Here is a 22788-nt window from a genome sequence, read left to right as displayed (position 1 = left end):
GCGTCGTCCGCTCGTCCTGCGTCACGGCCGGACTTCGTCCCGGCCGTCCGCGCGGCCCCCTGGGGCTTGCCCGTGGATGCCCGTGCCGAGCACGGGCATGAGGATTTTCCCTGCCCCTCGACTTAACGAAAGTAGGGGGTGTCTCCGTAAGATTCTGTCAACCACACGGGTGTATAGTTGGTATAGCAATCAATTAGGGACGCGAAGCGTGGGCGTCGCCGTTTCCCGAGAGAGCGCTGAAAAAGACAACAGGCGGGCGGTATGCCCAGGCACTAGAACGATGCCGGGAGGAGTTGCAGAGCATGACCATCGCCAAACAGTCCACGCCCGTCCAGAGCCGCCGCTTCGGCGTGCGCGCGAAGCTTCTGCTGGCGTTCGCCGGCATGGCCGGCATGACGGTCGCGGCCAGCGGCGTCGGGCTGACGTCCTTCTCGGCGGTCGAGGCGCCGCTGACCCGGATCGTCGGCACCAGCCTGCCGGAGATGGAGCTGGCCAAGCGCCTGTCGGGCGAGAGCGGGGGGATCGCCGCCGCCGCCCCGACGCTGGACGCCGCCGAGAACCAGACCGCCCGCGAACACCTCTTCTCCGAGATCATGGGGCGCGGCAAGGCGCTGGTCGGGCTGGTCGGCGAGCTTGAGGCGCGCCGGCCGGGCGACCCGATGCTGCCCGACGTCCGCGCCAAGACCACCGCGCTGATCGCCACGCTGGAGGCCGAGAACGCCGCCGTCGAGCGCCGGCTGGCCGTGCGCGCCAAGCGCGACGAGACGCTGTCCGAACTGACCAAGGGTTACGACGCGTTCCTGGCGGCGCTCGCCCCGCTGACCGAGAAGGCCGGCACCACCCTGCGCAGCAAGGGCGACGAGCTGGATTCCGGCACCGAGCGCGACATGGACGCGCTGGCCGACGCCATCCGCTCGCTGATCAGCCTGTACGAGCTGCGCGGCGACATCGCCGCCGCGTCGGAATCGATGAGCCGCGCCGCCGCCGCCATCGACGGCCCCGCCGTCACCCAGCACCAGCAATCCTACCTGGAGGCCGCCGCCCGTCTGGTCAGCGCCACCGCCCAGGTCGGCAGCCGGTTGAGCACGCAGACCACCGACGCGCTCGACGAGTTCTTCACCTTGGGCGACGGCGAGCAGGGCATCTTCGATCTGCGGCGCAGGTTCCTGGAGGCCGCCGAGGCCGACCGCATCCCCCTGATGACCCGGATCCACGAGCGTCTCGCCGATGCGCAGAAACGGCAGCTCGGCCTTCTCGACCAGATGGAGTCGCCGCTGATGCGGCTGAAGGCCGAGATCAAGCTGTCGAGCGTCAACGTCCGCTCGCAGACCCGCGATTCCATGCAGGATCTGCTGGGTGACGGCCTGACCCGCTTCCGCACCTATCTGGAGCTGTCGACCCACGGCAACGCCCTGACCAGCGCGCTGAACGAGGCGGCGCAGGCGCCGAACGGCCAGCGGCTGAAGGCGCTGGAGGCCCGCTACGCCGCCGCCGCCAAGGAGCTGGACGACCGCATCAAGTTGCTCGGCCGCGCCGGCGACGACGGGCTGCCCAAGCTGGTCAGGGCCGCCGAGGCGCTGGCCGCCTTCGGCAAGGGCGAGGCCGGCATCTTCGCGCTGCGCCGCGCCGAACTGGCGGCGATCTCCGACAACGAGGGGGTGCTCGACCAGAACCGCCAGCTGGCCCAGCAGTTCGCCGTCACCGTCGACCGCCAGATCGCCGCGATGAAGGCCGAGGCGGACAGCGCCGCCGCCGGGGCGACCGCCGCCATCGGTTCCGGCCGCCTCATGATGATCCTGTTCGCCGCCGCCAGCCTGATCGGCGCCGCGGCGCTCGCCTGGTTCGTCGTCGGCCGCAGCATCGTCGCCCGCATCAGCCAGCTTTCCGACGCCATGCGCGCCATCGCCGGCGGCGACCTCGACACGGCCATCCCCAAGCCCGGCGCCGACGAGATCGGCGACATGGCGCAGGCGTTGATCGTCTTCCGCGACACCGCCAACCAGGCGAAGGAGGCCGACGCGCGGGCCGAGGCCGAGCGCGGCCGCGCCGCCCAGGAACGCCGCCGCGCCATGGTCGAGATGGCCGAGACCTTCGAGAGCAGCGTGCGCTCGGTGCTCGACCGCGTGTCGCGCGCGGCCGGCGAGATGCAGGACATGGCCCAGCGCATGAGCCGCAACGCCGAAACCACCACCGGCGAGGCGGCCACCGCCGCCAGCACCTCGCAGCAGGCCGAGGGCAGCGTCAAGGCGGTCGCCGCCGCCACCGAGGAGCTGTCGGCCTCGATCCAGGAGATCGGCGCCCAGGTGACGGCGTCGAGCCGCATCGCCCGCAAGGCCGCCGACGACGCCGAGCGCACCGACCGCACGGTGGAAGGCTTGGCCCAGAGCGCCAACAAGATCGGCGAGGTGGTCCAGCTCATCAACGACATCGCCAGCCAGACCAACCTGCTGGCGCTGAACGCCACCATCGAGGCGGCGCGGGCGGGCGAGGCCGGCAAGGGCTTCGCCGTCGTGGCGAGCGAGGTCAAGAGCCTCGCCAACCAGACCGGCAAGGCGACCGAGGAGATCTCCGGCCAGATCGCGGCGATGCAGGCGGTGACGCGCGAGGCGGTCGACGCCATCCGCTCCATCGCCGGCACCATCCGCGACATCAACGAGATCGCCGCCACCATCGCCGCCGCGGTGGAGGAGCAGAGCGCCGCCACCCGCGAGATCGCCCGCAACGTCGGCGAGGCCGCCGACGGCACCCAGCATGTCCGCCACAGCATCGATTCGGTGGCGAGCGCCGCCGCCGAGTCGGGCGAATCGGCCAACCGCGTGCTGACCGCCTCCTCCACGGTGGCCGACGAGGTGCGCTCGCTCGGTTCCCAGGTCGACACGCTGGTCAACCGGATGCGCGCCGGCTGACGGAACCGAACCCGGCCGAAGCGGGTTGACGAGGGCGGCGCGCTTTCGGGGCGTCGCCTTTTCGTGCCTTTCTAAGGACCTATGACGACGGCGGCATTGACCGTGCCCGCTCTCATCCCGACACTGCCGCCTGTCCGCCGGTCAAGCAATCCAAAGGGATAGCCGCACGGCGCTGGAACATCCGAGCAACCATGACCGCTCCCAGCATGCCCCACCAGGATGCCCGTCAGGACGACAGCGAGACGCTCGACGCCCCCCCCGGCCTTGACGGGGTTCTGGGCGGCGGCGGCGCCATGGGCGCCATGATGCGCGCCTTCGATTGGCGCAGCACGCCGCTCGGCCCGCCCGAGGACTGGCCGCAGAGCCTGAAGATCGTCGTCCGCATCATGCTGACCTCGCGCTACGCCATGTGGATGGCGTGGGGGCCGGAGCTGACCTTCCTGTGCAACGACGCCTACCGGCCGACGCTGGGCATCAAGCAGGACCGCTCGCTGGGCCTGCCGGCGCCGGTGGTGTGGGCCGAGATCTGGGACGTCATCGGGCCGCGCATCGACCGCGTGCTGAGCACCGGCGAGGCGACCTGGGACGAGGCGCTGATGCTGTTCCTGGAGCGCAGCGGCTACCCGGAGGAGACCTACCACACCTTCTCCTACGGCCCGGTGCCCGGCGACGCCGGCGGCATCGCCGGGATGCTGTGCGTGGTGACCGAGGAGACCGAGCGGGTGATCGGCGAGCGGCGCCTGCTGGCGCTGCGCGAGCTTGGCTCGGCCCTGGGCGGCACCAACACGATGGACGAGGTCTTCGCCGCCTTCGCCCGGCTGGCCGATGTGCTCGACCGCGACCTGCCCTTCTCCCTGGTCTATCTGTTCGACGAGGCGGGCGGGCAGGCGCGGCTGGTCGGCCGCACCGGCTTCGACGGGAAAGATCACCCGGCGGCCCCCGACAGCCTGCCGCTGAGCGGGGAGAGCCCCTGGCCGGTGGCGGAGCTGCTGGCGCGCGGCGAGCCGGTGCTGGTCGAGAATCTGGGCGCGCGCTTTCCCGGCCTGCCCTGCGGCGCGTGGGACACGCCGCCGCGCCAGGCGGCGGCGGTGCCGATCGCCCAGCAGGGGCAGGAGCGGCCGGCCGGCGTGCTGATCGCCGGCCTCAACCCCTACCGGCCCCACACCCCCGACTACACCGGCTTCATCGCGCTGCTCGCCGGGCAGATCGCCTCGGCGGTCGCCAACGCCCAGGCCTATGAGGAGGAGCGGCGGCGGGCCGAGGCGCTGGCCGCCATCGATCGCGCCAAGACGGCCTTCTTCTCCAACGTCAGCCACGAGTTCCGCACCCCGCTGACCCTGATGATGAGCCCGATCGAGGAGGTGCTGTCCCGTCCCGCCGGGGTGATCGGCGAGCAGGACCGCGGCCTGCTGGAGGTGGCGCACCGCAACAGCCTGCGGCTGCTGCGGCTGGTCAACGCGCTGCTCGACTTCAGCCGGGTCGAGGCCGGGCGCGTCCAGGCCTCCTTCGAACCGATCGATCTCGCCGAATTCACGGCGGAGCTGGCCAGCAACTTCCGCTCGGCCTGCGAGCGCGCCGGGCTGACACTGACCGTCGTGTGCCCGCCTCTGGCCGAACCGGTCTGGGTCGACCGCGATTTGTGGGAGAAGATCGTTCTCAACCTGCTGTCGAACGCCTTCAAATACACGCTGGAGGGCGGCATCCGGGTCGGGTTGGCGATGGAGGGCATGCGCGTCGCCTTCAGCGTCCAGGACAGCGGCGTCGGCATCCCGGAGGCCGAACTGCCCCGCGTCTTCGAGCGCTTCCACCGCATCGAGGGCCAGCAGGGCCGCACCCACGAGGGCAGCGGCATCGGGCTGGCGCTGGTCAACGAACTGGTCAAGCTGCATGGCGGCGCCATCGCGGTGGAGAGCGCGGAGGGGCAGGGAAGCCGCTTCACCGTCACGCTGCCGCTGGGCAGCGCCCATCTGCCGGACGACCGGCTGCGCGCCGAGCGTCCGCGCGTCTCGACCGCCGTCGGCGCCGAGGCCTTCGTCGAGGAGGCCCTGCGCTGGCTGCCCGAGGAGGCGCGCGGCGGGCCGGTGGCGATGGATCTGGCCGACCTGCCGGCCGCCGACCAGGCGGCGCGCGTGCTGATCGCCGACGACAACGCCGACATGCGGGAGTACATGCAACGGCTGCTCGGCAACCGCCACGCCGTGAAGGTCGCCGGCGACGGCGCCGCCGCGCTGGAGCTGATCCGCGCGTGGCGGCCCGATCTGGTGCTGTCCGACGTGATGATGCCGCGGCTCGACGGGTTCGGCCTGCTGAAGGCGATCCGCGAGGACGGGGCGTTGCGCGACCTGCCGGTGATCCTGGTTTCCGCCCGCGCCGGCGAGGAGGCGAGCGTCGAGGGGCTGTCGGCCGGGGCCGACGATTATCTGGTGAAGCCCTTCTCGGCGCGCGAGCTGATCGCGCGGGTCGACGGCGCCCTGGCGCTGGCCCGTGTCCGCCGCGAGGCCGAGGACCATCTGCGCCAGCTCAACGAGACGCTGGAGCAGCGCGTCCTTCTCGCCGTCGCCGAGCGCGAGAAGGCCGAGATCCAGCTCCGCCAGGCCCAGAAGATGGAGGCCATCGGCCGGCTGACCGGCGGCGTCGCCCATGACTTCAACAATCTGCTCCAGGTCGTCAGCGGCAACCTCCAGCTTCTGGGGAAGGACATCGCCGGCAACCCGCGCGCCGAGCACCGGCTGCGCAACGCGCTGAGTGGGGTGACGCGCGGGGCGAAGCTGGCCTCCTACCTGCTGGCCTTCGCCCGGCGCCAGCCGCTGGAGCCCAAGGCGGTCAATCTCGGCCGGCTGGTCCGCGCGCTCGACGACATGCTGCGCCGCGCGCTGGGCGAGGAGATCGAGATCGAGACCGTCGTCGCCGGCGGCCTGTGGAACACGCTGGTCGACCCGACCCAGGTCGAGAACGCGCTGCTGAACCTCGCCATCAACGCGCGCGACGCCATGAACGGGCGCGGGCGTCTGACCATCGAGGCCGGCAACGCCTTCCTCGACGACGCCTACGCCGCCAGGCACGAGGAGGTGGTGGCCGGCCAGTATGTGATGCTGGCGGTGACCGACACCGGCTGCGGCATGGCGCCCGACGTGATGGAGCGGGTCTTCGAGCCCTTCTTCACCACCAAGCCGGAGGGGCAGGGCACCGGCCTCGGCCTCAGCATGATCTATGGCTTCGTCAAGCAGTCGGGTGGCCACATCAAGCTGTACAGCGAGGTCGGGCAGGGGACGACGATCCGCCTCTACCTGCCGCGCGTCCGCCAGGAGGAGGACATCGCCGCCGAGACCGACACCGGCCCGGTGACTGGCGGGGCCGAGACGGTGCTGGTGGTCGAGGACGACCCCGACGTCCGCGCCACGGTGATCGAGCTGCTGACCGACCTCGGCTACCGCGTGCTGAAGGCCAAGGACGCGCAGAGCGCGCTGGCCATCGTCGAGAGCGGGATGCCGATCGACCTGCTGTTCACGGACGTGGTGATGCCGGGGCCGCTGCGCAGCCCCGAGCTGGCCCGCCGGGCGCGGGAGCGGCTGCCCAACCTCGCGGTCCTGTTCACCTCCGGCTACACCGAGAACGCCATCGTCCATGGCGGCCGGCTCGACGCCGGGGTGGAGCTGCTGAGCAAGCCCTACACGCGTGAGGCGCTGGCCCGCAAGCTTCAGCATGTCCTGCGCAACCATCGCCAGCGCAGCCAGCCGGCGGGAACCCATCCGCTGCCGGAACCGGCGGCGCCGTCGTCCGGCCTGCGCGTCCTGCTGGTCGAGGACGACGAGCTGATCCGTCTGGCGACCACCGACATGCTGGTCGAGCTTGGGCACAGGGTGGTCGACGTCGGCGATTCGGCCGGAGCGCTGGAAGCGCTTGAGGGCGGGACGGAAGGCGGTCCGTTCGACGTGCTGCTGACCGACGTCAGCCTGCCCGACGGTTCCGGCGGCGATCTGGCCGCCACCGCGGTGGGGTTGGTGAAATCCCTCAAGGTGGTGTTCGCCACCGGCCACGACCGTGTGCCGGGCGCCGAGCGGGTGCCGGGCGCGGTGCTGCTGCGCAAGCCCTACAACGAGCACGATCTGGCGGCGGTGCTGGCGCGGATGGTGGGGTGATCGCCGTCCTCAAGTCGCATCCCCCCGCCCCTCCCGCGCCGGAAGGGGGAGGGGCGGGGGGATGCCTCTCCAGGCCTCAGCCGGTCCCCGGCTGGGCCGAGCCGTCGATCTCCTCGGCGCGGCGGCGCAGCTCGTCCGCCGACAGGCCGGCCGGCGTGGCGTCCTGGAGCGTGCCGTCGCCGGGCGTGCGGCGCATGTCCTCGCGCGGCGAGCGCTCGCCGGCCGGAGTCTCGTCCTTCGGCGTCGGCGCCGCGGCCTGATCGGAACCCTGTTCGGGGGAGGAACGTTCAACGGGCGTGTCGGTCATGATGTCCTCGTGCTATTCTTTCCCCCATCCAACCGCGCCGGCGGCTCCGGGGTTCCATCACGGCTCCCTGTCCTTTCGCGCGGGCGGATCAAACGCAAGAAACCCGGCCGCAAGAACCCGGCGGCGCAAGCCAGGGTCCGTTCGCGCCCCGCGCACGGGCGGACCGACACGCCAAGGGCCGACCAGCCAAGGAGAGTGAGAAGGTCATGGAATCGAGCAAGCACACGCCCCACGGCGATGTCAGCGAGGTCGGCACCGTCACGTTGACCGACGACGCCACCGGCAAGACGCTGAAGCTGCCGGTGCTGGAGGGCTCCACGGGTCCGCGGGTCATCGACATCCGCAAGCTCTACGCCGCCACCGGTTATTTCACCTACGATCCGGGCTTCACCTCCACCGCCGCCTGCGATTCGGCCATCACCTACATCGACGGCGACGAGGGCGTCCTGCTGCACCGGGGCTACGCCATCGCCGATCTGGCGGAGAACTGCGACTTCCTCGAAGTCTGCCACCTTCTGCTCAACAACGAGCTGCCCAACGCCGAGCAGAAGGCCGAGTTCGAGCGGACCATCACCTACCACACGATGGTGCACGAGCAGCTCGCCAAGTTCTACAGCGGTTTCCGCCGCGACGCCCACCCGATGGCCATCATGTGCGGCGTCGTCGGCGCGCTCTCGGCCTTCTACCATGACTCGACGGACATCTTCGATCCGGTGCAGCGCAAGATCGCCGCGCACCGGCTGATCGCCAAGATGCCGACCCTGGCGGCGATGGCCTACAAGTACACGTCGGGCCAGCCCTTCATGTACCCGCGCAACGACCTGAGCTACGCCGAGAACTTCCTCTACATGACCTTCGGCACGCCCTGCGAGGAGTGGAAGGTCGATCCGGTCCTGTCCGAGGCGATGGACAAGATCTTCATCCTGCACGCCGACCACGAGCAGAACGCCTCGACCTCGACCGTCCGGCTGGCCGGCTCGTCGCACGCCAACCCGTTCGCCTGCATCGCGTCGGGCATCGCCGCGCTGTGGGGTCCCGCCCATGGCGGCGCCAACGAGGCCGTGCTGAAGATGCTGGAGGAGATCGGCTCGGTCGACCGCATCCCCGAATTCATCAACCGCGCCAAGGACAAGAACGACAGCTTCCGTCTGATGGGCTTCGGCCACCGGGTCTACAAGAACTACGACCCGCGCGCCAAGATCATGCGCGAGACCTGCTACCAGGTTCTCGACGTGCTCGGCATCAAGGACGAGCCGCACCTCGCCATCGCGCTGGAGCTGGAAAAGATCGCCCTCTCCGACCCGTACTTCATCGAGAAGAAGCTGTACCCGAACGTCGATTTCTACTCGGGCATCATCCTGAAGGCGATGGGCTTCCCGACCAGCATGTTCACCGTGCTGTTCGCGCTGGCCCGCACCGTCGGCTGGATCAGCCAGTGGAAGGAGATGATCGAGGATCCCGACCAGCGCATCGGCCGTCCGCGCCAGCTCTTCACCGGCCACCCGGCCCGCGCCTTCGTGCCGCTCGACAAGCGTTGAGCCTGTCTCGACTCAAGGTCCATCCCCTTCTCCCCCCCGGGGAGAGAGGGGGCAGGCCGGATGGGCGGCGGAGTTCCTTGTCGTGACTTCCGGTGTGCAGTTGGGCTTGTCGGTCGCGGTGGTGGCGGTGGCCGGCGCCACGCCGCGCGTGGTGACGGTGCGCAGCGGCTTCGAGATCCCGCCGGAGCACCGGCGGGGCGACGAACCGCTGCCGCACCGCGACGCCCTGCCGGGCGCGCCCTTCGACCCGGCCCGTTTCCGCACCTTGCAGGACGGCGTGCGCGCGGTGGCCGAGGGGCTGTCCGGCCTGTCGCTGCGCTACGTCGAGCAGCTCTACACCTTCGGCGACCGCTTCCGCGACCCGCACGAGCTGTTCGGCGGGCCGCGCTCGGTCGTCGTCGGCTATCTGGCGCTGGTCCGCGACGGGCCGCTGGGCGGCGGGACGGCGGCGGACTGGAGCAATCTCTACGACCATTTCCCATGGGAGGACTGGCGCGACCAGCGTCCGTCCCTGATCGACGGGGTGATCGAGCCGGCCCTGCGCGGCTGGGTCGCCGCCGCCGGGGATCCCGACTCCCGCGCCCGGCGCGGCGAGCGGGCGCAGCTCGCCTTCGGACTGGAGGGCGCCGAGTGGGACATGGAGCGGGTGCTGGAGCGCTACGAGCTGCTCTACGAGGCCGGTCTGGTGGTCGAATCCTTCCGCGACCGCGATCTGGCGGCGCGCCGGGCCGATGCCCCGCCGCCGGGCGGTCCGATGCCGCGCGCGCTCGGTCGGCCGATGGCGCGCGACGGGCGGCGCATCCTGGCGACCGCGCTGGAGCGGCTGCGCGGCAAGCTGAAATACCGCCCGATCGTGTTCGAACTGCTGCCGCCGGTCTTCACCCTGCACCAGCTCCAGCGCGTGGTCGAGGCGCTGTCGGGCGAGCGCGTCCACAAGCAGAATTTCCGCCGCATGATGATCTCCGGCGGGCTGGTCGAACCGACCGGCCAGTTCGAGAGCCAGACCGGCGGCCGTCCCGCCGAGCTTCACCGTTTCCGCCGGCAGGCGATCCACGAACGCACCAGCGCCGGGGCGATTCCCTCGGCCGGCGGTTGAATCCGGAGTGCGGCCACGCCTTTTTATCGGAAAAGGGCGGGGCGCGGCATTGGGCACTGTTGTCAACGGCCGGCCGGGGGCCGATACTGCCGGCATGGTTCTCTTATCGGATTGTCAATGTCGCTCCGCATTCTGATCGCCGACGACCACCCGCTGATGCGCACCGCGCTGACCCAGACCATCGGGCAGGCGATGGCCGGCGCCGAAATCCTGGAGGTCTCCCGGTTCGACCAGATCAAGCCGGTCCTGGAAGCCGGGGAGGCGGCCGACGTCATCCTGCTCGACCTGCACATGCCGGGGATGAGCGGGCTGATCGGGCTGATGATGCTGCGCGCCGAGCATCCGGCGATTCCGGTGATCGTGGTCTCGGCGTCCGAGGACCCGGTGACGATCCAGCGGGCCATCGATTACGGCGCCTCGGGCTTCGTGCCGAAATCGGCGCCGAACACCCAGATCGTCGAGGCGATCAACGCGGTGCTGGAGGGCGAGCTGTGGCTGCCGGTGATCAGCGGCGGGCATGACGCCGACGCCCCCGACCCGGCCCAGCGCGCCGCGACGCTGACGCCGCAGCAGCTCCGCGTCCTGGCCGGCATCGCCGAGGGCAAGCTGAACAAGCAGATCGCCTACGAGATGAACGTCGCCGAGACGACGGTGAAGGCGCATGTGACGACGATCCTGCGCAAGCTGGGCGTGCTGACCCGCACCCAGGCGGCGGTGCTGGCCAGCCAGCTCGCCCTGTCCCCGACCCCCCCGCCGGTGGAGTGAGGGGGCCGGCCATGCTGATCATGGTCGCCGGCCCCTACCGTTCCGGTGGTGCCGACGCGGCGCAGCGCGCCGCCAACCTGCGGATTCTGAACGAGGCGGCGCTGTCCGTGTTCCGGCGCGGGCACATTCCGCTCATCGGCGTCAATGCGGCCCTTCCGATCATCGAGATCGCCGGAGAGGAGTCCTACGACGCGATCATGATGCCGGTGTCGCTGGCGCTGGCCGACCGCTGCGACGCCTGCCTGCGCGTCGGCGGTCCGTCGCTGGGAGCCGACGAGGAGGTCGAGCGGTTCCGGGCGCGCGGGCTTCCGGTGTTCTTCCGCGTCGAGGACCTTCCGCCGTGACGCCGCCCGGTCCGTCCCGTCACGCCTTCGCGGTCTGCTCCACCGAACGCCTGGAGCGGGAACGCGCATAGCCGACAATCGTGAGAAGCAGCCAGACGGACTGCGAGATGAAGGACGGCAGGTTGAAGTCATAGATCAGGGAGTAGAGGATCGCCAGGGCGCCGGCCGCGTTGAGAAGTGCGTAGAGCTTGTCCTCGACCTTCAGCTTTCCCAGTTGAAGCAGGCCGTAGGCCACCAGATAGGCGGCAACCCCGATCAGCCCAACGATGTTGGCGGCGCTCATCGCGTGCTTCTCCAGGCGTCGTCATCGGGACACAGCATCACATTTTCCCCCCTTCGGAGGGAAGGGGCGCGTGCCGGGGCGGCCGAGACCGCCTGGAACGGACGGAGCGGCCTCCGGCCGTGGTTCCGCCTCACCCCGCCAGCCGCTGCCCCTCGGTCAGCAGTTGCCCGAGCAGCGCCCGCAGCGCCCCCGGCCGCACCGGCTTGTAGAGCAGCCGGCAGCCCGCCGCCTCGATGTCCTCGCGCACGGCGGCGTCGCGGTCGGCGGTGACGACCGCCGCCGGGATGGCGCTGCCCAGCCGGGCGCGCAGGGCGCCCAGCGCCTCCACCCCGGTCAGGCTGCGGTCGAGGTGGTAGTCGGTCAGGATCACGTCGGGGATCCGCCCCTCCAGCCCGGCCAGCGCCTGGTCGGGGTTGGTGGCGGTGACGACCCGGCAGGACCAGCTCGACAGCAGATCCTCGGTCGCCCGCGCGATGGCCGGCTCGTTCTCCAGGCACAGCACCAGCACGCCGCGCAGGTCGCGGCCGCGCGGCCGCGCGACGACGGCGCGCACGGCGACCCGCTCGTCGGTCAGCGGCACCAGCACGGAGAAGGCGCTGCCCCGCCCGACGATGGAGCGCACCTGCACCGGGTGGTCGAGGATGGTCGCCAGCCGCTCGACGATGGCGAGGCCGAGGCCGAGGCCCTTGCCGCGCTCGTCCGCCTCGTTGTCGAGCTGGCGGAACTCCATGAAGATCTCCGGCACCTTGTGCTCGGGGATGCCGGGGCCGGTGTCCCACACCTCGATGGACAGGAAGGCCCCACGCTTCCGGCAGCCCAGCAGGATGCGGCCGGTGCGGGTGTAGCGCACCGCGTTGGCGAGGTAGTTCTGCAGGATGCGCCGCAGCAGCGTCGGGTCGCTGCGCACCGTCGCCGAGCAGTCGACCGTCCGCAGCCCCAGCCCGTGGCGGCTCGCCAGCACGGTGAACTCCTCGCCCAGCGGCTTCAGAAGCTCGTCGATGCGCATCGGCACCGGGTTGGGGCGGACGACGCCGCTGTCGATCTTCGACACGTCGAGCAGGTCGCCGAGGATCTGCTCGACCGACCGCAGCGAGGCGTCGATCTGGCGGATCGCCGTGTCCTGGTTGCGCTCGCCCAGCGCCGACAGGAACAGGCGTGCGGCGTGCAGCGGTTGCAGCAGGTCGTGGCTGGCGGCGGCGAGGAAGCGGGTCTTGCTGCGGTTGGCGCGCTCCGCCTCGCCCTTCGCGGCCGAGAGGTCGCGGGTGCGCTCGGCGATGCGGCGCTCCAGGCTCTCGTTGGCCTCGCGCAGCGCGGCGGCGGCGCGGTGGCGCTCGGTCACGTCGGTGTAGACGGCGACGAAGCCGCCGCCGGGCATCGGGTTGGTGGCGATCTCCAGCACCGAGCCGTCGGGCCGCACCCGCTCATAGACGTCCGGCCTGTTGCGGCGGCGCGGGTCGGAGCGGCGCTCCAGCAGCGTCTCGATCTCGCCGTTGTGGCCGTACTCGCCGCGCCGGTCGATGAAGCCGACGATCTCCTCCAGCGAGGTGCCGACCTGCACGAAGCCGTCCGGCAGCTCCAGCAGCACGACGAACTGGTTGTTCCAGGTGGCGACCCGCCAGTCCTCGTCGAACACGGCGATGCCCTGGGGGACGTTCTCCACGGTGGCGCGCAGCAGCTCGTGCTGCTTGAGGATGGCGCGCGACGCCTCGTCGATGATCGAGCGCGCGTCGGTGCGCGACAGCCGGCGGTCGGACAGCAGCCCGGCCACCACCACGCGGGCCGAGGCCGAGCCGACGGCGCCGGCCAGCAGCCGCTCGGTCATCTGGATCGCCTCGCCGTCGCTGCGGGCGAGCAGCGCGGTCTGGAGGTCGCCGTCGCGCACGGCGGTGAAGCGGCGGAAGGCGGCGTCGGCGCGCGGCGTGCCGACGTAGCGCACCGCCAGATCGTGCAGGTCGGCCAGCGTCGCCCCGCGCGGCCCATGCGCCTCGCCGTCGGCCGCGCGGCGCAGGCTCATGAAGCGGGCGGCCTGCTGCTTTTCCAGGGTGGAGGGGCGGGTCAGCAGCGAGATGACGACGAACAGCAGGATGTTGGGGCCGAGGCTCCACAGCGCCGCGTTGGTCAACGGGTCGATGCCGCCGATGCCGGCGAGCGCCACCGGGCTGAGGCCGGTCATGCCGAACGGCCCCTCCTTCAGGGCGCTCGGCGCCAGCCAGCCGGCGTCGGCGAAGGAGGGCAGCAGCATGGTGTAGGCCCAGCCGAGGAAGCCGGCGCAGATGCCGGCGAAGGCGCCGGCCCGGCTGGCGCGACCCCACACCAGCCCGCCGAGCAGCGCCGGGGCGAACTGCGCCACCGCCGTGAAGCTCATCATGCCGATGGTCGCCAGCGGGAAGGCCGAGCCGATCAGCCGGTAGCAGCCGTAGGACAACAGCACCAGCACGATCACCGCCGAGCGGCGCACCGCCAGCAACACCGCCGCCGGTTCGTCGCGCAGGCGGCGGTCGTCGGGGCGCAGCGCCATCAGCAGCGGCACGGCGATGTCGTTGCAGATCATGGTGCTGAGCGCCACCATCTCGACCAGGATCATGCTGGTCGCCGCCGACAGCCCGCCGATGAAGGCGATCAGCGCCAGCCAGGGCCAGCCATGTTCGAGCGGGATGGAGACCATGAAGGTGTCGGCGTTGATCGCGCCGTCGGGGAACAGCATCAGCCCGGCCAGCGCCACCGGCAGAACGAACAGGTTGATGACGATCAGATAGGCCGGGAACAGCCGGGCGGTGGAGCGCACGTCGCCGGTGTGGGTGTTCTCCACCACCGCGACGTGGAACTGGCGCGGCAGGCAGAGGATCGCCAACCCCGACAGCACGCAGGCGACCCACCAGTCGGCGCCGATGCTGCCCAGCCGCATCAGTTCCAGGAATCCCGGATGGCTGGCGGCGACCTCGATGAAGTTGGCCGGGTTGCCGAAGAAGGCGAAGGCGATGGCCGCCCCGACCCCGAGCGAGGCGGCGAGCTTCACCACCGATTCGGCGGCGATGGCCATCATCAGGCCGCGGTGGTGCTCGTTGGCGGAGATGCTGCGGACGCCGAACAGGATGGCGAAGGCGGCCATCAGCAGGGCCGCCAGCAGCGCCGTGCCGCCGGGTAGCTGGTTGACCCCCGGCCCCAGCGTGTCGCCGGCCAGGATCTCGAAGCTGACGCTGATCGCCTTCAATTGCAGGGCGATGTAGGGAAGCAGCCCGATCACCGCCGTGACGGTGACGAGCGCGGCGAGGCTGCGGCTCTTGCCGTAGCGCGCCGACAGGAAGTCGGAGATGGAGACGACGTTCTCCGACTTCGCCACCCGGACGATGCGGGCCAGCACCGGCCAGCCCAGCCCGATCATCACGATCGGCCCGATGTAGATCGGCAGGAAGTAGAAGCCGCCGGTCGCCGCGCGCCCGACCGCGCCGTAGAAGGTCCAGGAGGTGCAGTAGACCCCGAAGCTCAGCGCGTAGAGCAGCGGCGTGCGCCGCTCCCCGCCGCTGCCGGCGGTGCGGTCGCCGTACCACGCGATGGCGAACAGCGACAGCAGGTAGGCCAGCGACGCGGCGACGATCAACCAGCTTTCCATCGGGCTTTCCGCCCTCCTTCTTGGACTTTTTCTCCCTATGGGTGCCGAGGATAGCACAGGAACGAAAAAGGGGCGGAGGGAATGACCCTCCGCCCGCTCCGGAGCGCGACCGTCGTCGGGGAAACCGTCAGTCGTGCTTGTAGATGTCGACGTCCTTGGTCTCGCGTACGAACAGCATGCCGATCACGAAGGTCGCGGCGGCGATGATGATCGGGTACCAGAGGCCGGAATAGATGTCGCCGGTCGCCGCCACGATGGCGAAGGAGGTCGTCGGCAGGAAGCCGCCGAACCAGCCGTTGCCGATGTGATAGGGCAGCGACATCGAGGTGTAGCGGATCTTGGTCGGGAACATCTCGACCAGCATGGCGGCGATCGGGCCGTAGACCATGGTCACGTAGATGACCAGCACGGTCAGCAGCAGCACGACCATGACGGTGTCGACGCGGGCCGGGTCGGCCTTGGCCGGGTAGTTGGCGGTCTTCAGCGCGTCGCCCAGCCCCTTGTCGAAGGCGGCGTCGGCGGCCTTGGCGTCGGCCGGAGCGGCGGGGGTGGAGGTCGAGGGGCCGTGGCCGAGCGACACGGCGGCTGGGCCGGCCGGGGCCGCGGTGTAGGACGGAATGACGGTCGAGCCGACCTTGATCGAGGCGATGGTGCCGGCCGGGGCGGCCTCGTTGGAGTAGGGGATGCCGCGGCGGACCAGCGCGCTCTTGGCGATGTCGCAGGAGCTGGTGAACTGGCTGGTGCCGACCGGGTTGAACTGGAAGGAGCACTCGTTCGGGTCGGCGGTGACGACGACCGGGGCTGTGGCGATGGCTTCCTCAAGGGCCGGGTTGGCGTAGTGGGTGATGCCCTTGAACAGCGGGAAGTAGGTCAGGCAGGCGAGCACCAGACCGGCCATGATGATCGGCTTGCGGCCGATCTTGTCGGACAGGGTGCCGAAGATCACGAAGAAGGGGGTGCCCAGCAGCAGGGCGCCGGCGATCATCAGGTTGGCCGCCTGGGCGTCGACCTTCAGCGTCTGGGTCAGGAAGAACAGGGCGTAGAACTGGCCCGTGTACCACACCACCGCCTGGCCGGCGACGAGGCCGAAGAGAGCGAGCAGCACGACCTTCAGGTTCGGCCAGCGGGCGAAGGATTCGGTCAGCGGCGCCTTGGAGTGCTTGCCCTCCTCCTTCATCTTCTTGAAGGCGGGCGACTCGTTCAGCATCAGGCGGATCCACACCGAGATGCCGAGCAGCACGATGGAGATCAGGAACGGGATGCGCCAGCCCCAGTCGTTGAAGGCTTCCGGCGACATCGACACGCGGCAGCCCAGGATCACCAGCAGCGACAGGAACAGGCCGAGCGTCGCGGTGGTCTGGATCCAGGAGGTGTAGTTGCCGCGGCGGCCGTGCGGGGCGTGCTCGGCGACGTAGGTCGCGGCACCGCCATACTCGCCGCCCAGCGCCAAGCCTTGCAGCAGCCGCAGGACGATCAGGATGATCGGGGCGGCGATGCCGATGGCGGCGTAGTTCGGCAGGATGCCCACGATGAAGGTGGACAGGCCCATGATCAGGATGGTGACGAGAAAGGTGTATTTTCGGCCGATCATGTCGCCGAGCCGGCCGAACAGCAGCGCGCCGAAGGGCCGCACGGCGAAGCCGGCGGCGAACGCCATCAGCGCGAAGATGAAGGCGGCGGTCGGGTTGACGCCCGAGAAGAACTGCATGGCGATGACCGCGCTGAGCGATCCGTACAGATAGAAGTCGTACCATTCGAAGACGGTGCCGAGCGACGAGGCGAAGATCACCTTCTTCTCCTCGGCGGTCATTGGACGGACGGATTCCGTCGTCGAAGCCGCATAGGCCATGTTTCCACACCTCCCAGTTCGATTTGTCCAGTTCGATTTGCCGAATCTTGACGCGGCCCGGTTTGGCCGGGGCCGTTCTGTCGGGGTGGCGTCGGGTCATCGCCGCTGGGGTGACGGTGGGGCGTATGACCAAGCGCACCTCTCGGTTATCGGACTGATTGTGCGCACTCTAAACTATTTGCGTCACCCCCTACCATGGTCGGGGGTGGGGCGGTGGTGGGATGGTGTAGATTTTCCCGTTCACGGTCGGGACCGCAGCGGAAGTCCTTGGCCGGAATGCCTTATTGGAACACCGGCGCGTAGAGCAGGCCGCCCTGCGTCCAGGGCCTGTTCGGCCCGCGTTCGAGCCGGAAGGGCGAACGGGCGCCGAGGTTGCGCTCGAAGATCTCGCCGTAATTCCCGACCTGCACGATCGCCTGATAGGCCCAGTCGGGCCGCAGCCCGATCCGCCGCGCCGCCTCGGGCATCCCGTCGAGCAGGCGCTGCACCTCGCTGTTGCCGGTGATGCGCAGGAAGCCGGCGTTCTCGCCGGTCACCCCGGCGTCGTCGGCCAGGAACAGCGCGAACATCGTCCAGCGCACCACCGCCAGCCACTGGCGGTCGAGGTTGGAGGTGAGCGGCGCGATCGGCTCGCGCGACGGCACCGGCGGCCGGGCGAGGATGAGGGAGTCCGGCGGCGCGTCGAGCGTGCGCAGCGCTGCGGCCAGCAGCGCCATGTCGGCCGACAGGGCGGCGCATTCCCGCCCGATGAAGGCTTGCAGGGCGTCCGGCCAGGTCGCGAAGCTGCGCAGGGTCCAGGGTTTTCCGCCACGCGCGACGAGATCCTCCAGCGCCCAGTGCGAGGTGGTCGCCGCCGGCACGCAGACCGTCGCCGGCCCGCCATCCAGCGGCGAATGGCCGTCGGGCGCCCGCCACGCCGCGATGCCCTGCTCGTCGTGGAACACCGGGGGCCCGAAGTCGATCGGCAGGGTGGCGTCGCGCGTCAGCGTCCAGGAGGTCTGGGCGAAGGACACGTCGACCTCGCCGGCGGCGACGGCGGCGAACTCCTGCGGCTTGGACAGGCGGCGGATCTCCACCGCGTCGGCCTTGCCCAGCACAGCGGCGGCCAGCGCCCGGCAGAGATCGACCATGAAGCCGACCGGCCGGCCGGCGCCGTCGTTGGCGGCGAAGCCGGGATTGTAGGAGACGCCGCAGCGCACCACGCCGCGCCGTTCGATCTCGGCCAGGGTGGGGGACGGGTCGGCGGCCTGCGCACGCCCTGCCCACGGCGTCGCCCATGGCGTCGCCCACTGGGCCGCCCACAGCGCGGCCAGCAGACCCAGCGCGGTCACGAAACGGTGCGGCCTCATCCTTCTCCCCTGATCCGACGGCGGCGCTATGATACGCTCGGCCAGCGACGGGCGGCACCCCTTGAGAGAGACGGATCGGGCATGGCGGGAAGGGGGGCGGGAAGGATCGGGGCTCTCGGGATCGGGGTCGGCGCGCGGCTGTTCGGCGCGCTCGCCTTCAACGGGCTGGTCGCCTTCCTGATCGGGCTCGGCGCCTACGTCGCCTTCGACGGGCTGCACGCCGGCATCACGCGGGTGACCTCCGAGCAGTTTCCCGCCGTCGTCGCCGCCGCGCGGCTGGAGCGCCAGCACCAGCGGATCATGCGGACCCTGGAACAGCTGGCCCTGTCGAACGACAATTTCGGCCGCGAGACGATCAACCAGGGCCTGTCCGACCAGCTCAACGGCTATGACCGGCTGCTCGCCGAGTTGGAGTCGGGCGACGGCCGGCCGGGGCCGCGGCTGGGCGGGCTGAAGCAGCAGCGCGACGAGATCCTGCGGCTGCGCGAGGCGATCGACCGCGGGGTCGCCGTCCGCATCGCCGCCCGCCGCGCACTGACCGAGCGCGACCGCGACGTCCGGCGGCTGGCCGACGCGCTGGCCGACCCGGCGCTGCGCGGGCAGGAGGACGTCGCCGTCCAGCGCTGGCTGGCGAAGGCGGAACGGCTGCTGTTCCTGATCGCCTCGGTCCATCAGACCGAGAACAGCTTCGCCCTGACCCGGCTCGGCGAGACCGCCGCCGCCCAACTCGCCGTCCTGACCGGCGACGGCGCCGGCCTGCCGGAGGGGTTGCGGGAGCCGGCGGCGCGGCTGATCGGCGGCCTGCGCGCGGTGGTCGAGGGCGAGCGCTCGGTCTTCCGCCAGCGCCAGGCCGACTTGCAGGCGTCGGAGGCGCTGACCGGGCTGGTCGACCGCGCCAACCAGATCTCGCTGGTCAACACCGGGCTGAACACCGGCATCCTGGTCGAGCAGACCAAGGCCGCCGAGGACAGCCGCCGGCAGATCATCGACGTGTCCACCACCTACACCCGGCTGTTCTTCGCCTCGGTCGGCGTGGTGGTGATCGGCATGGTGCTGTCGGTCGCCTATGTTCGCCGCAAGGTGCTGGCGCGGCTGTGGGCGGTCAGCGAGGCGATCCGCGACCGCACCGAGGGGGGGGACTCCGAGATCCCCGCCACCGGCACCGACGAGATCGGTGAACTGGCGCGCGCGTTGCGCTTCTACATCCATGAGACCGAGGTCAAGAGCGAGGCGCTGCGCCGCAACGAGCAATGGCTGCGCACGGTGCTGGAGGCGGCCCCCGTCCCGCTGGTGATTTCCGGCCGGGCCGACGGGGCGATCCGCTTCGTCAACCGCCGCGCCGCCGACCTGTTCGGGGTGGCGGAGGCGAAAATCCTGCTCGGCCGACCGGCGTCGAGCGTCTGGTCGGCGCCGGCGGTGCGCGAGGATTTCGTCCGCGACGTCTTCGCCACCGGCCTCGCGCTCGACGTGGAAACCGAGCTGGTCACCGAATCCGGGCACCGCATCTGGGCATTGCTGTCCGGCATCGCCTTCGAGTTCCAGGGCGAGGAGGTGCTGCTCAGCGCCGTCGTCGACATCACCCGCCGCCGCGAGGCGGAGGAGGAGCTGCGGCGGACCCGCGCCTTCCTCGACGCGGTGATCGACAACGTGCCGAGCGTGCTCTACGTGCTCGACGGCGACAGCGGCCGGGTCGTTCTGTGGAACCGCGCGGCGGAAGAGGCGTTCGGCACCAGCCGCGCCGCCATCCAGGGCCGCGCGCTGCCGGACGCGCTGGGCGAGGAGACCGGCCGCGCGCTGGCCGGCGGCCCCGCCGGGGCGATGCGCGCGCTGGGTCTGGAGGAGCTGGCGCTGACCCGCAACGGCGAGACGGCGGTCTTCGCGTTGCAGCGCCACCCCTTCGAATGGTCGGGCGACGGGCGCTGCCACATCATCTGCATCGCCAACGACATCACCGCCTCGCGCCGGGCGCGCGAGGAGCTGCGGCAGGCCAAGGAGCGGGCCGAGCGCGCCGACGCCGCCAAGACCGAGTTCCTCGCCACCGTCAGCCACGAGATGCGCACCCCGCTGAACGGCATCCTCGGCCTGTGCCGGCTGCTGCTGACCGGGCGGCTGGAGCCGGGGGAGCGGCGCTACGCCGTGTCGATCATGCGCTGCGGGCATGGGCTGCTCGATCAGGTCAACGACATCCTCGACCTGCGCAAGATCGAGGACGGCAAGCTCGACCTCGACCCCACCCCCTGCGCGCTGCTGCCAGTGCTGGAGGAGGTCGTCGCGACGGTCGAGAGCCTCGCCAACGAGAAGGGCATCGCGCTGGATCTGGAGATCGCCCCGGAGGTGCCGGAACTGGTGGTGGTCGACCGCCAGCGGCTGCGGCAGATCCTGGTCAACCTCGTCGGCAACGCCGTGAAGTTCACCGAGCGCGGCGGGGTCGACGTGCGGGTGGGCCTGTCGCGTGACGGCGATGCGGGCGAGCGTCTGGTGATGAGCGTGCGCGACACCGGCATCGGCGTGCCGCCCGACCGCCGCGCCGCCATCTTCGAGAAGCTGGAGCAGGCCGATTCCAGCATCGCCCGCCGCTTCGGCGGCAGCGGGCTCGGGCTGGCCATCGTGCGCCATCTGCTGAACGCCATGCGGGGCACCATCGCGGTGGACAGCGCGGTCGGGCTGGGCAGCATCTTCACCGTCGCCATCCCGCTGGAGCGGGTCGCGGCGGCCAGCCCGCCGGCGGCGCCGGGATGGCTGCTGCCGATCCACCGGGTGCGCTCGCTGGCTCTGCTGCTGGTCGAGGACGACGCCATCAACCGCGAGGTGGCGCTGGGGCTGCTGTCCGACGCCGGCCACCGCGTCACCGTCGCCGAGACGGGGGAGAAGGCGCTGGCGCTGGCGGCGCAGCGGACGTTCGACGCGGTGCTGCTCGACATCCGCCTGCCCGACATCGACGGGCCGGAGGTGGCGCGCCGCATCCGCGCCCTGCCGGACGCCGGGCGCGCGGCGGTGCCGATCGTCGCGGTGACCGCCAACGTCTTCGCCGCCGACCGCGCCCGCTACCTCGCCGCCGGCATCGACACGGTGATCGAGAAGCCGATCTTCCCGGAACGGCTGATGCATCTGCTGTCCAACACCGTGCCGATGCGGCTGGAACCACCCGGCGAGCCGTCCCTGCCTCCGCCGGTGCCGCCGACAAGGGAGGCGGCGGTCAACGCGGAGATTCTCGACCGCTACGTCCGGTCGCTGGGGGCGGCGCGCTTCGCGTCCATCCGTGGGCTGCTGATGGAGGCGGCGGCGGACGGGCTGCCGCGTCTGGCCGCCCCCGACACCGGGGACGCCGATCTGGAGGACATCGCCCATCGCCTCGCCGGGGCGGCCAGCCATTTCGGGCTGACGGCCTTCGTCGGGCTGATGCGGGCGGTCGAGGACGGCGTGCGCGAGGGCCGCCGGGGGGAGGCACAGGAACTGGCCGCGACGGCGGCGGCCGAATTCACGCGCGGCGTCGCGGCGATGGACGCGCTGTGCGGGGCGATGGCCGTTTAGGGCTGGAGGGCGGCCTCAGCCCACGCCCCAGCCGCCGGTGTCCGGGAAGGGGACGGAGGGCGGCGGCACCGCCGGGCCCGTCGCGAGGGCTGCCGTCAACCCCTTCGGCAGGGTGGGCGCGTCGGGCGCCGTCGGCCGCAGCCGCGTCGCCTTCACCCACCAGCGCGGCTCGGCCGCCGCGATGCCCGCCGCCGCGGCCTCCGCCTCGGTCGCGGTGGCGTACAGCCCGAAGCAGGTCGCCCCGCTGCCCGACAGGCGGGCCAGCAGGCAGCCGGGGCCGCGCTCCAGCGCCGCCAGCGTGTCGGCGATCGCCGGGGCCACCGTCAGGGCGGGGGCGGTCAGGTCGTTGGAGCGTTCGCGCAGCAGCGCCGCCAGCGCCGCCGCGTCGGACGGTGCGGCGGAGAAGCGGGCCGGAGCGGAGAAGCCGCCGCTCCGCGCCTTGAACACCGCCGGGGTCGGCACCGGCACGCCGGGGTTGGCGAGCACGGCGTGGACCTCCGGCAGCGGCGGCGCCGCGTCCAGGATCTCGCCGATCCCGCCGAAGAAGCAGCTTTGCCCGGCGACGCAGGCCGGCACGTCGGCGCCCAGCCCGGCGGCGACCTCGTAAAGCAGGGTGGCGTTCGCTTCCAGCCCCCACAGCCGGCCGAGCGCCCGCAGCGTTGCCGCCGCGTCCGCCGAGCCGCCGCCGATGCCCGACGCCACCGGCAGAAGCTTGTGCAGCGCGATCAGCGCGTCGGCGTCGCGGCCCAGCCGCGCCGCCAAGGCGTGGGCCGCGCGGATGACGAGGTTGCCGGCGGGATTCTCGCCCATCAGCGCCGGTCCGAAGGGGCCGGAGATCACCAGGCGTGGCCCGGCCGCCGGGAGGTCGGCCCCGCGCAGCGCCACCCGCGCGACGCCCGGCTGCACCGTCACCGTGTCGCCGATCTCCGCGAAGGCGACGAGGCTGTCCAACTCGTGGTAGCCGTCCGGCCGCCTGGCCGTGACGTGCAGGTAGAGGTTCAGCTTGGCGGGGGCGGCCTCGGCGAGGGGGGCGGCGGTCATCGGCGTCACCGGCTGGCGAAAGGGGGGCGG

The 22788-nt window shown here is 71.2% G+C and carries 13 protein-coding genes; 7 read left to right on the top strand and 6 right to left on the bottom strand.

Going from position 1 to position 22788, the window contains the following annotated elements:
* The first annotated feature begins 302 nt into the window (after positions 1 to 302).
* Positions 303 to 2906, top strand: coding sequence for a methyl-accepting chemotaxis protein (locus tag JN22_RS34755; protein ID WP_085552850.1), 2604 nt, complete (start codon positions 303 to 305; stop codon positions 2904 to 2906).
* 191 nt (positions 2907 to 3097) lie between these two features.
* Complete coding sequence (locus tag JN22_RS04945; protein ID WP_223677578.1) at positions 3098 to 7045, top strand: response regulator; 3948 nt, start codon at positions 3098 to 3100, stop codon at positions 7043 to 7045.
* Between the two features lie 76 nt (positions 7046 to 7121).
* On the opposite strand, the gene JN22_RS04940 is transcribed toward JN22_RS04945, so the two are convergent.
* Positions 7122 to 7352, bottom strand: a complete 231-nt coding sequence (locus JN22_RS04940; protein WP_085552849.1) for a hypothetical protein — start codon at positions 7350 to 7352, stop codon at positions 7122 to 7124.
* A 206-nt stretch (positions 7353 to 7558) separates the two neighbouring features.
* On the opposite strand from JN22_RS04940, the gene gltA reads away from it, so the two are divergent.
* From gltA to JN22_RS04920, 4 genes are all read left to right on the top strand, one after another.
* On the top strand, positions 7559 to 8890 hold the full coding sequence (gene gltA, locus JN22_RS04935; protein ID WP_085552848.1) for a citrate synthase: 1332 nt from the start codon (positions 7559 to 7561) through the stop codon (positions 8888 to 8890).
* Positions 8891 to 8972: 82 nt separating this feature from the next.
* Positions 8973 to 9986 carry an NUDIX hydrolase gene (locus JN22_RS04930; RefSeq protein ID WP_085552847.1) on the top strand — a complete coding sequence of 338 codons (1014 nt, stop codon included), beginning with the start codon at positions 8973 to 8975 and terminating at the stop codon, positions 9984 to 9986.
* Between the two features lie 117 nt (positions 9987 to 10103).
* Entirely contained in the window at positions 10104 to 10751 is a 648-nt protein-coding gene (locus tag JN22_RS04925; RefSeq protein WP_085552846.1) for a response regulator, read from the top strand.
* 11 nt (positions 10752 to 10762) lie between these two features.
* Positions 10763 to 11095: a hypothetical protein gene (locus JN22_RS04920; protein WP_085552845.1), complete on the top strand. Its 333-nt coding sequence runs from the start codon at positions 10763 to 10765 to the stop codon at positions 11093 to 11095.
* Positions 11096 to 11114: 19 nt separating this feature from the next.
* Here the strand turns inward: JN22_RS04920 and JN22_RS04915 are convergent, their stop codons facing one another.
* The 4 genes from JN22_RS04915 to JN22_RS04900 form a co-directional block, all read right to left on the bottom strand.
* A complete protein-coding gene (locus JN22_RS04915; RefSeq protein ID WP_085552844.1) occupies positions 11115 to 11378 on the bottom strand; it encodes a CBU_0592 family membrane protein in 264 nt (87 codons plus the stop codon).
* A gap of 130 nt (positions 11379 to 11508) precedes the next feature.
* Entirely contained in the window at positions 11509 to 14988 is a 3480-nt protein-coding gene (locus JN22_RS04910; RefSeq protein WP_085552843.1) for a hybrid sensor histidine kinase/response regulator, read from the bottom strand.
* Between the two features lie 127 nt (positions 14989 to 15115).
* Entirely contained in the window at positions 15116 to 16837 is a 1722-nt protein-coding gene (locus JN22_RS04905) for an MFS transporter (protein ID WP_085552842.1), read from the bottom strand.
* A gap of 281 nt (positions 16838 to 17118) precedes the next feature.
* On the bottom strand, positions 17119 to 18186 hold the full coding sequence (locus JN22_RS04900) for a transporter substrate-binding domain-containing protein (RefSeq protein WP_085552841.1): 1068 nt from the start codon (positions 18184 to 18186) through the stop codon (positions 17119 to 17121).
* An 81-nt stretch (positions 18187 to 18267) separates the two neighbouring features.
* Here JN22_RS04900 and JN22_RS04895 point away from each other — a divergent pair, with 81 nt between their 5' ends.
* On the top strand, positions 18268 to 21717 hold the full coding sequence (locus tag JN22_RS04895; protein ID WP_085552840.1) for an ATP-binding protein: 3450 nt from the start codon (positions 18268 to 18270) through the stop codon (positions 21715 to 21717).
* Positions 21718 to 21732: 15 nt separating this feature from the next.
* On the opposite strand, the gene JN22_RS04890 is transcribed toward JN22_RS04895, so the two are convergent.
* Positions 21733 to 22758, bottom strand: a complete 1026-nt coding sequence (locus JN22_RS04890; RefSeq protein WP_085553431.1) for a 4-(cytidine 5'-diphospho)-2-C-methyl-D-erythritol kinase — start codon at positions 22756 to 22758, stop codon at positions 21733 to 21735.
* Between the last annotated feature and the right edge of the window lie 30 nt (positions 22759 to 22788).

It is taken from the genome of Azospirillum agricola (genome assembly GCF_020005195.1).
Classification (GTDB): Bacteria; Pseudomonadota; Alphaproteobacteria; order Azospirillales; family Azospirillaceae; genus Azospirillum; species Azospirillum agricola.
The sequence above is the reverse complement of the archived record's forward strand: the minus strand, read 5'-3'. Positions and strand labels throughout refer to the sequence as shown.

What these genes read in the sequence shown, in the direction of transcription:
- JN22_RS34755 (WP_085552850.1), top strand. Translation starts at nt 303, where the DNA reads ATGACCATCGCCAAACAGTCCACGCCCGTCCAGAGCCGCCGCTTCGGC.
- JN22_RS04945 (WP_223677578.1), top strand. Translation starts at nt 3,098, where the DNA reads ATGACCGCTCCCAGCATGCCCCACCAGGATGCCCGTCAGGACGACAGC.
- JN22_RS04940 (WP_085552849.1), bottom strand. Translation starts at nt 7,352, where the DNA reads ATGACCGACACGCCCGTTGAACGTTCCTCCCCCGAACAGGGTTCCGAT.
- gltA (WP_085552848.1), top strand. Translation starts at nt 7,559, where the DNA reads ATGGAATCGAGCAAGCACACGCCCCACGGCGATGTCAGCGAGGTCGGC.
- JN22_RS04925 (WP_085552846.1), top strand. Translation starts at nt 10,104, where the DNA reads ATGTCGCTCCGCATTCTGATCGCCGACGACCACCCGCTGATGCGCACC.
- JN22_RS04920 (WP_085552845.1), top strand. Translation starts at nt 10,763, where the DNA reads ATGCTGATCATGGTCGCCGGCCCCTACCGTTCCGGTGGTGCCGACGCG.
- JN22_RS04915 (WP_085552844.1), bottom strand. Translation starts at nt 11,378, where the DNA reads ATGAGCGCCGCCAACATCGTTGGGCTGATCGGGGTTGCCGCCTATCTG.
- JN22_RS04910 (WP_085552843.1), bottom strand. Translation starts at nt 14,988, where the DNA reads ATGGAAAGCTGGTTGATCGTCGCCGCGTCGCTGGCCTACCTGCTGTCG.
- JN22_RS04905 (WP_085552842.1), bottom strand. Translation starts at nt 16,837, where the DNA reads ATGGCCTATGCGGCTTCGACGACGGAATCCGTCCGTCCAATGACCGCC.
- JN22_RS04900 (WP_085552841.1), bottom strand. Translation starts at nt 18,186, where the DNA reads ATGAGGCCGCACCGTTTCGTGACCGCGCTGGGTCTGCTGGCCGCGCTG.
- JN22_RS04895 (WP_085552840.1), top strand. Translation starts at nt 18,268, where the DNA reads ATGGCGGGAAGGGGGGCGGGAAGGATCGGGGCTCTCGGGATCGGGGTC.
- JN22_RS04890 (WP_085553431.1), bottom strand. Translation starts at nt 22,758, where the DNA reads ATGACCGCCGCCCCCCTCGCCGAGGCCGCCCCCGCCAAGCTGAACCTC.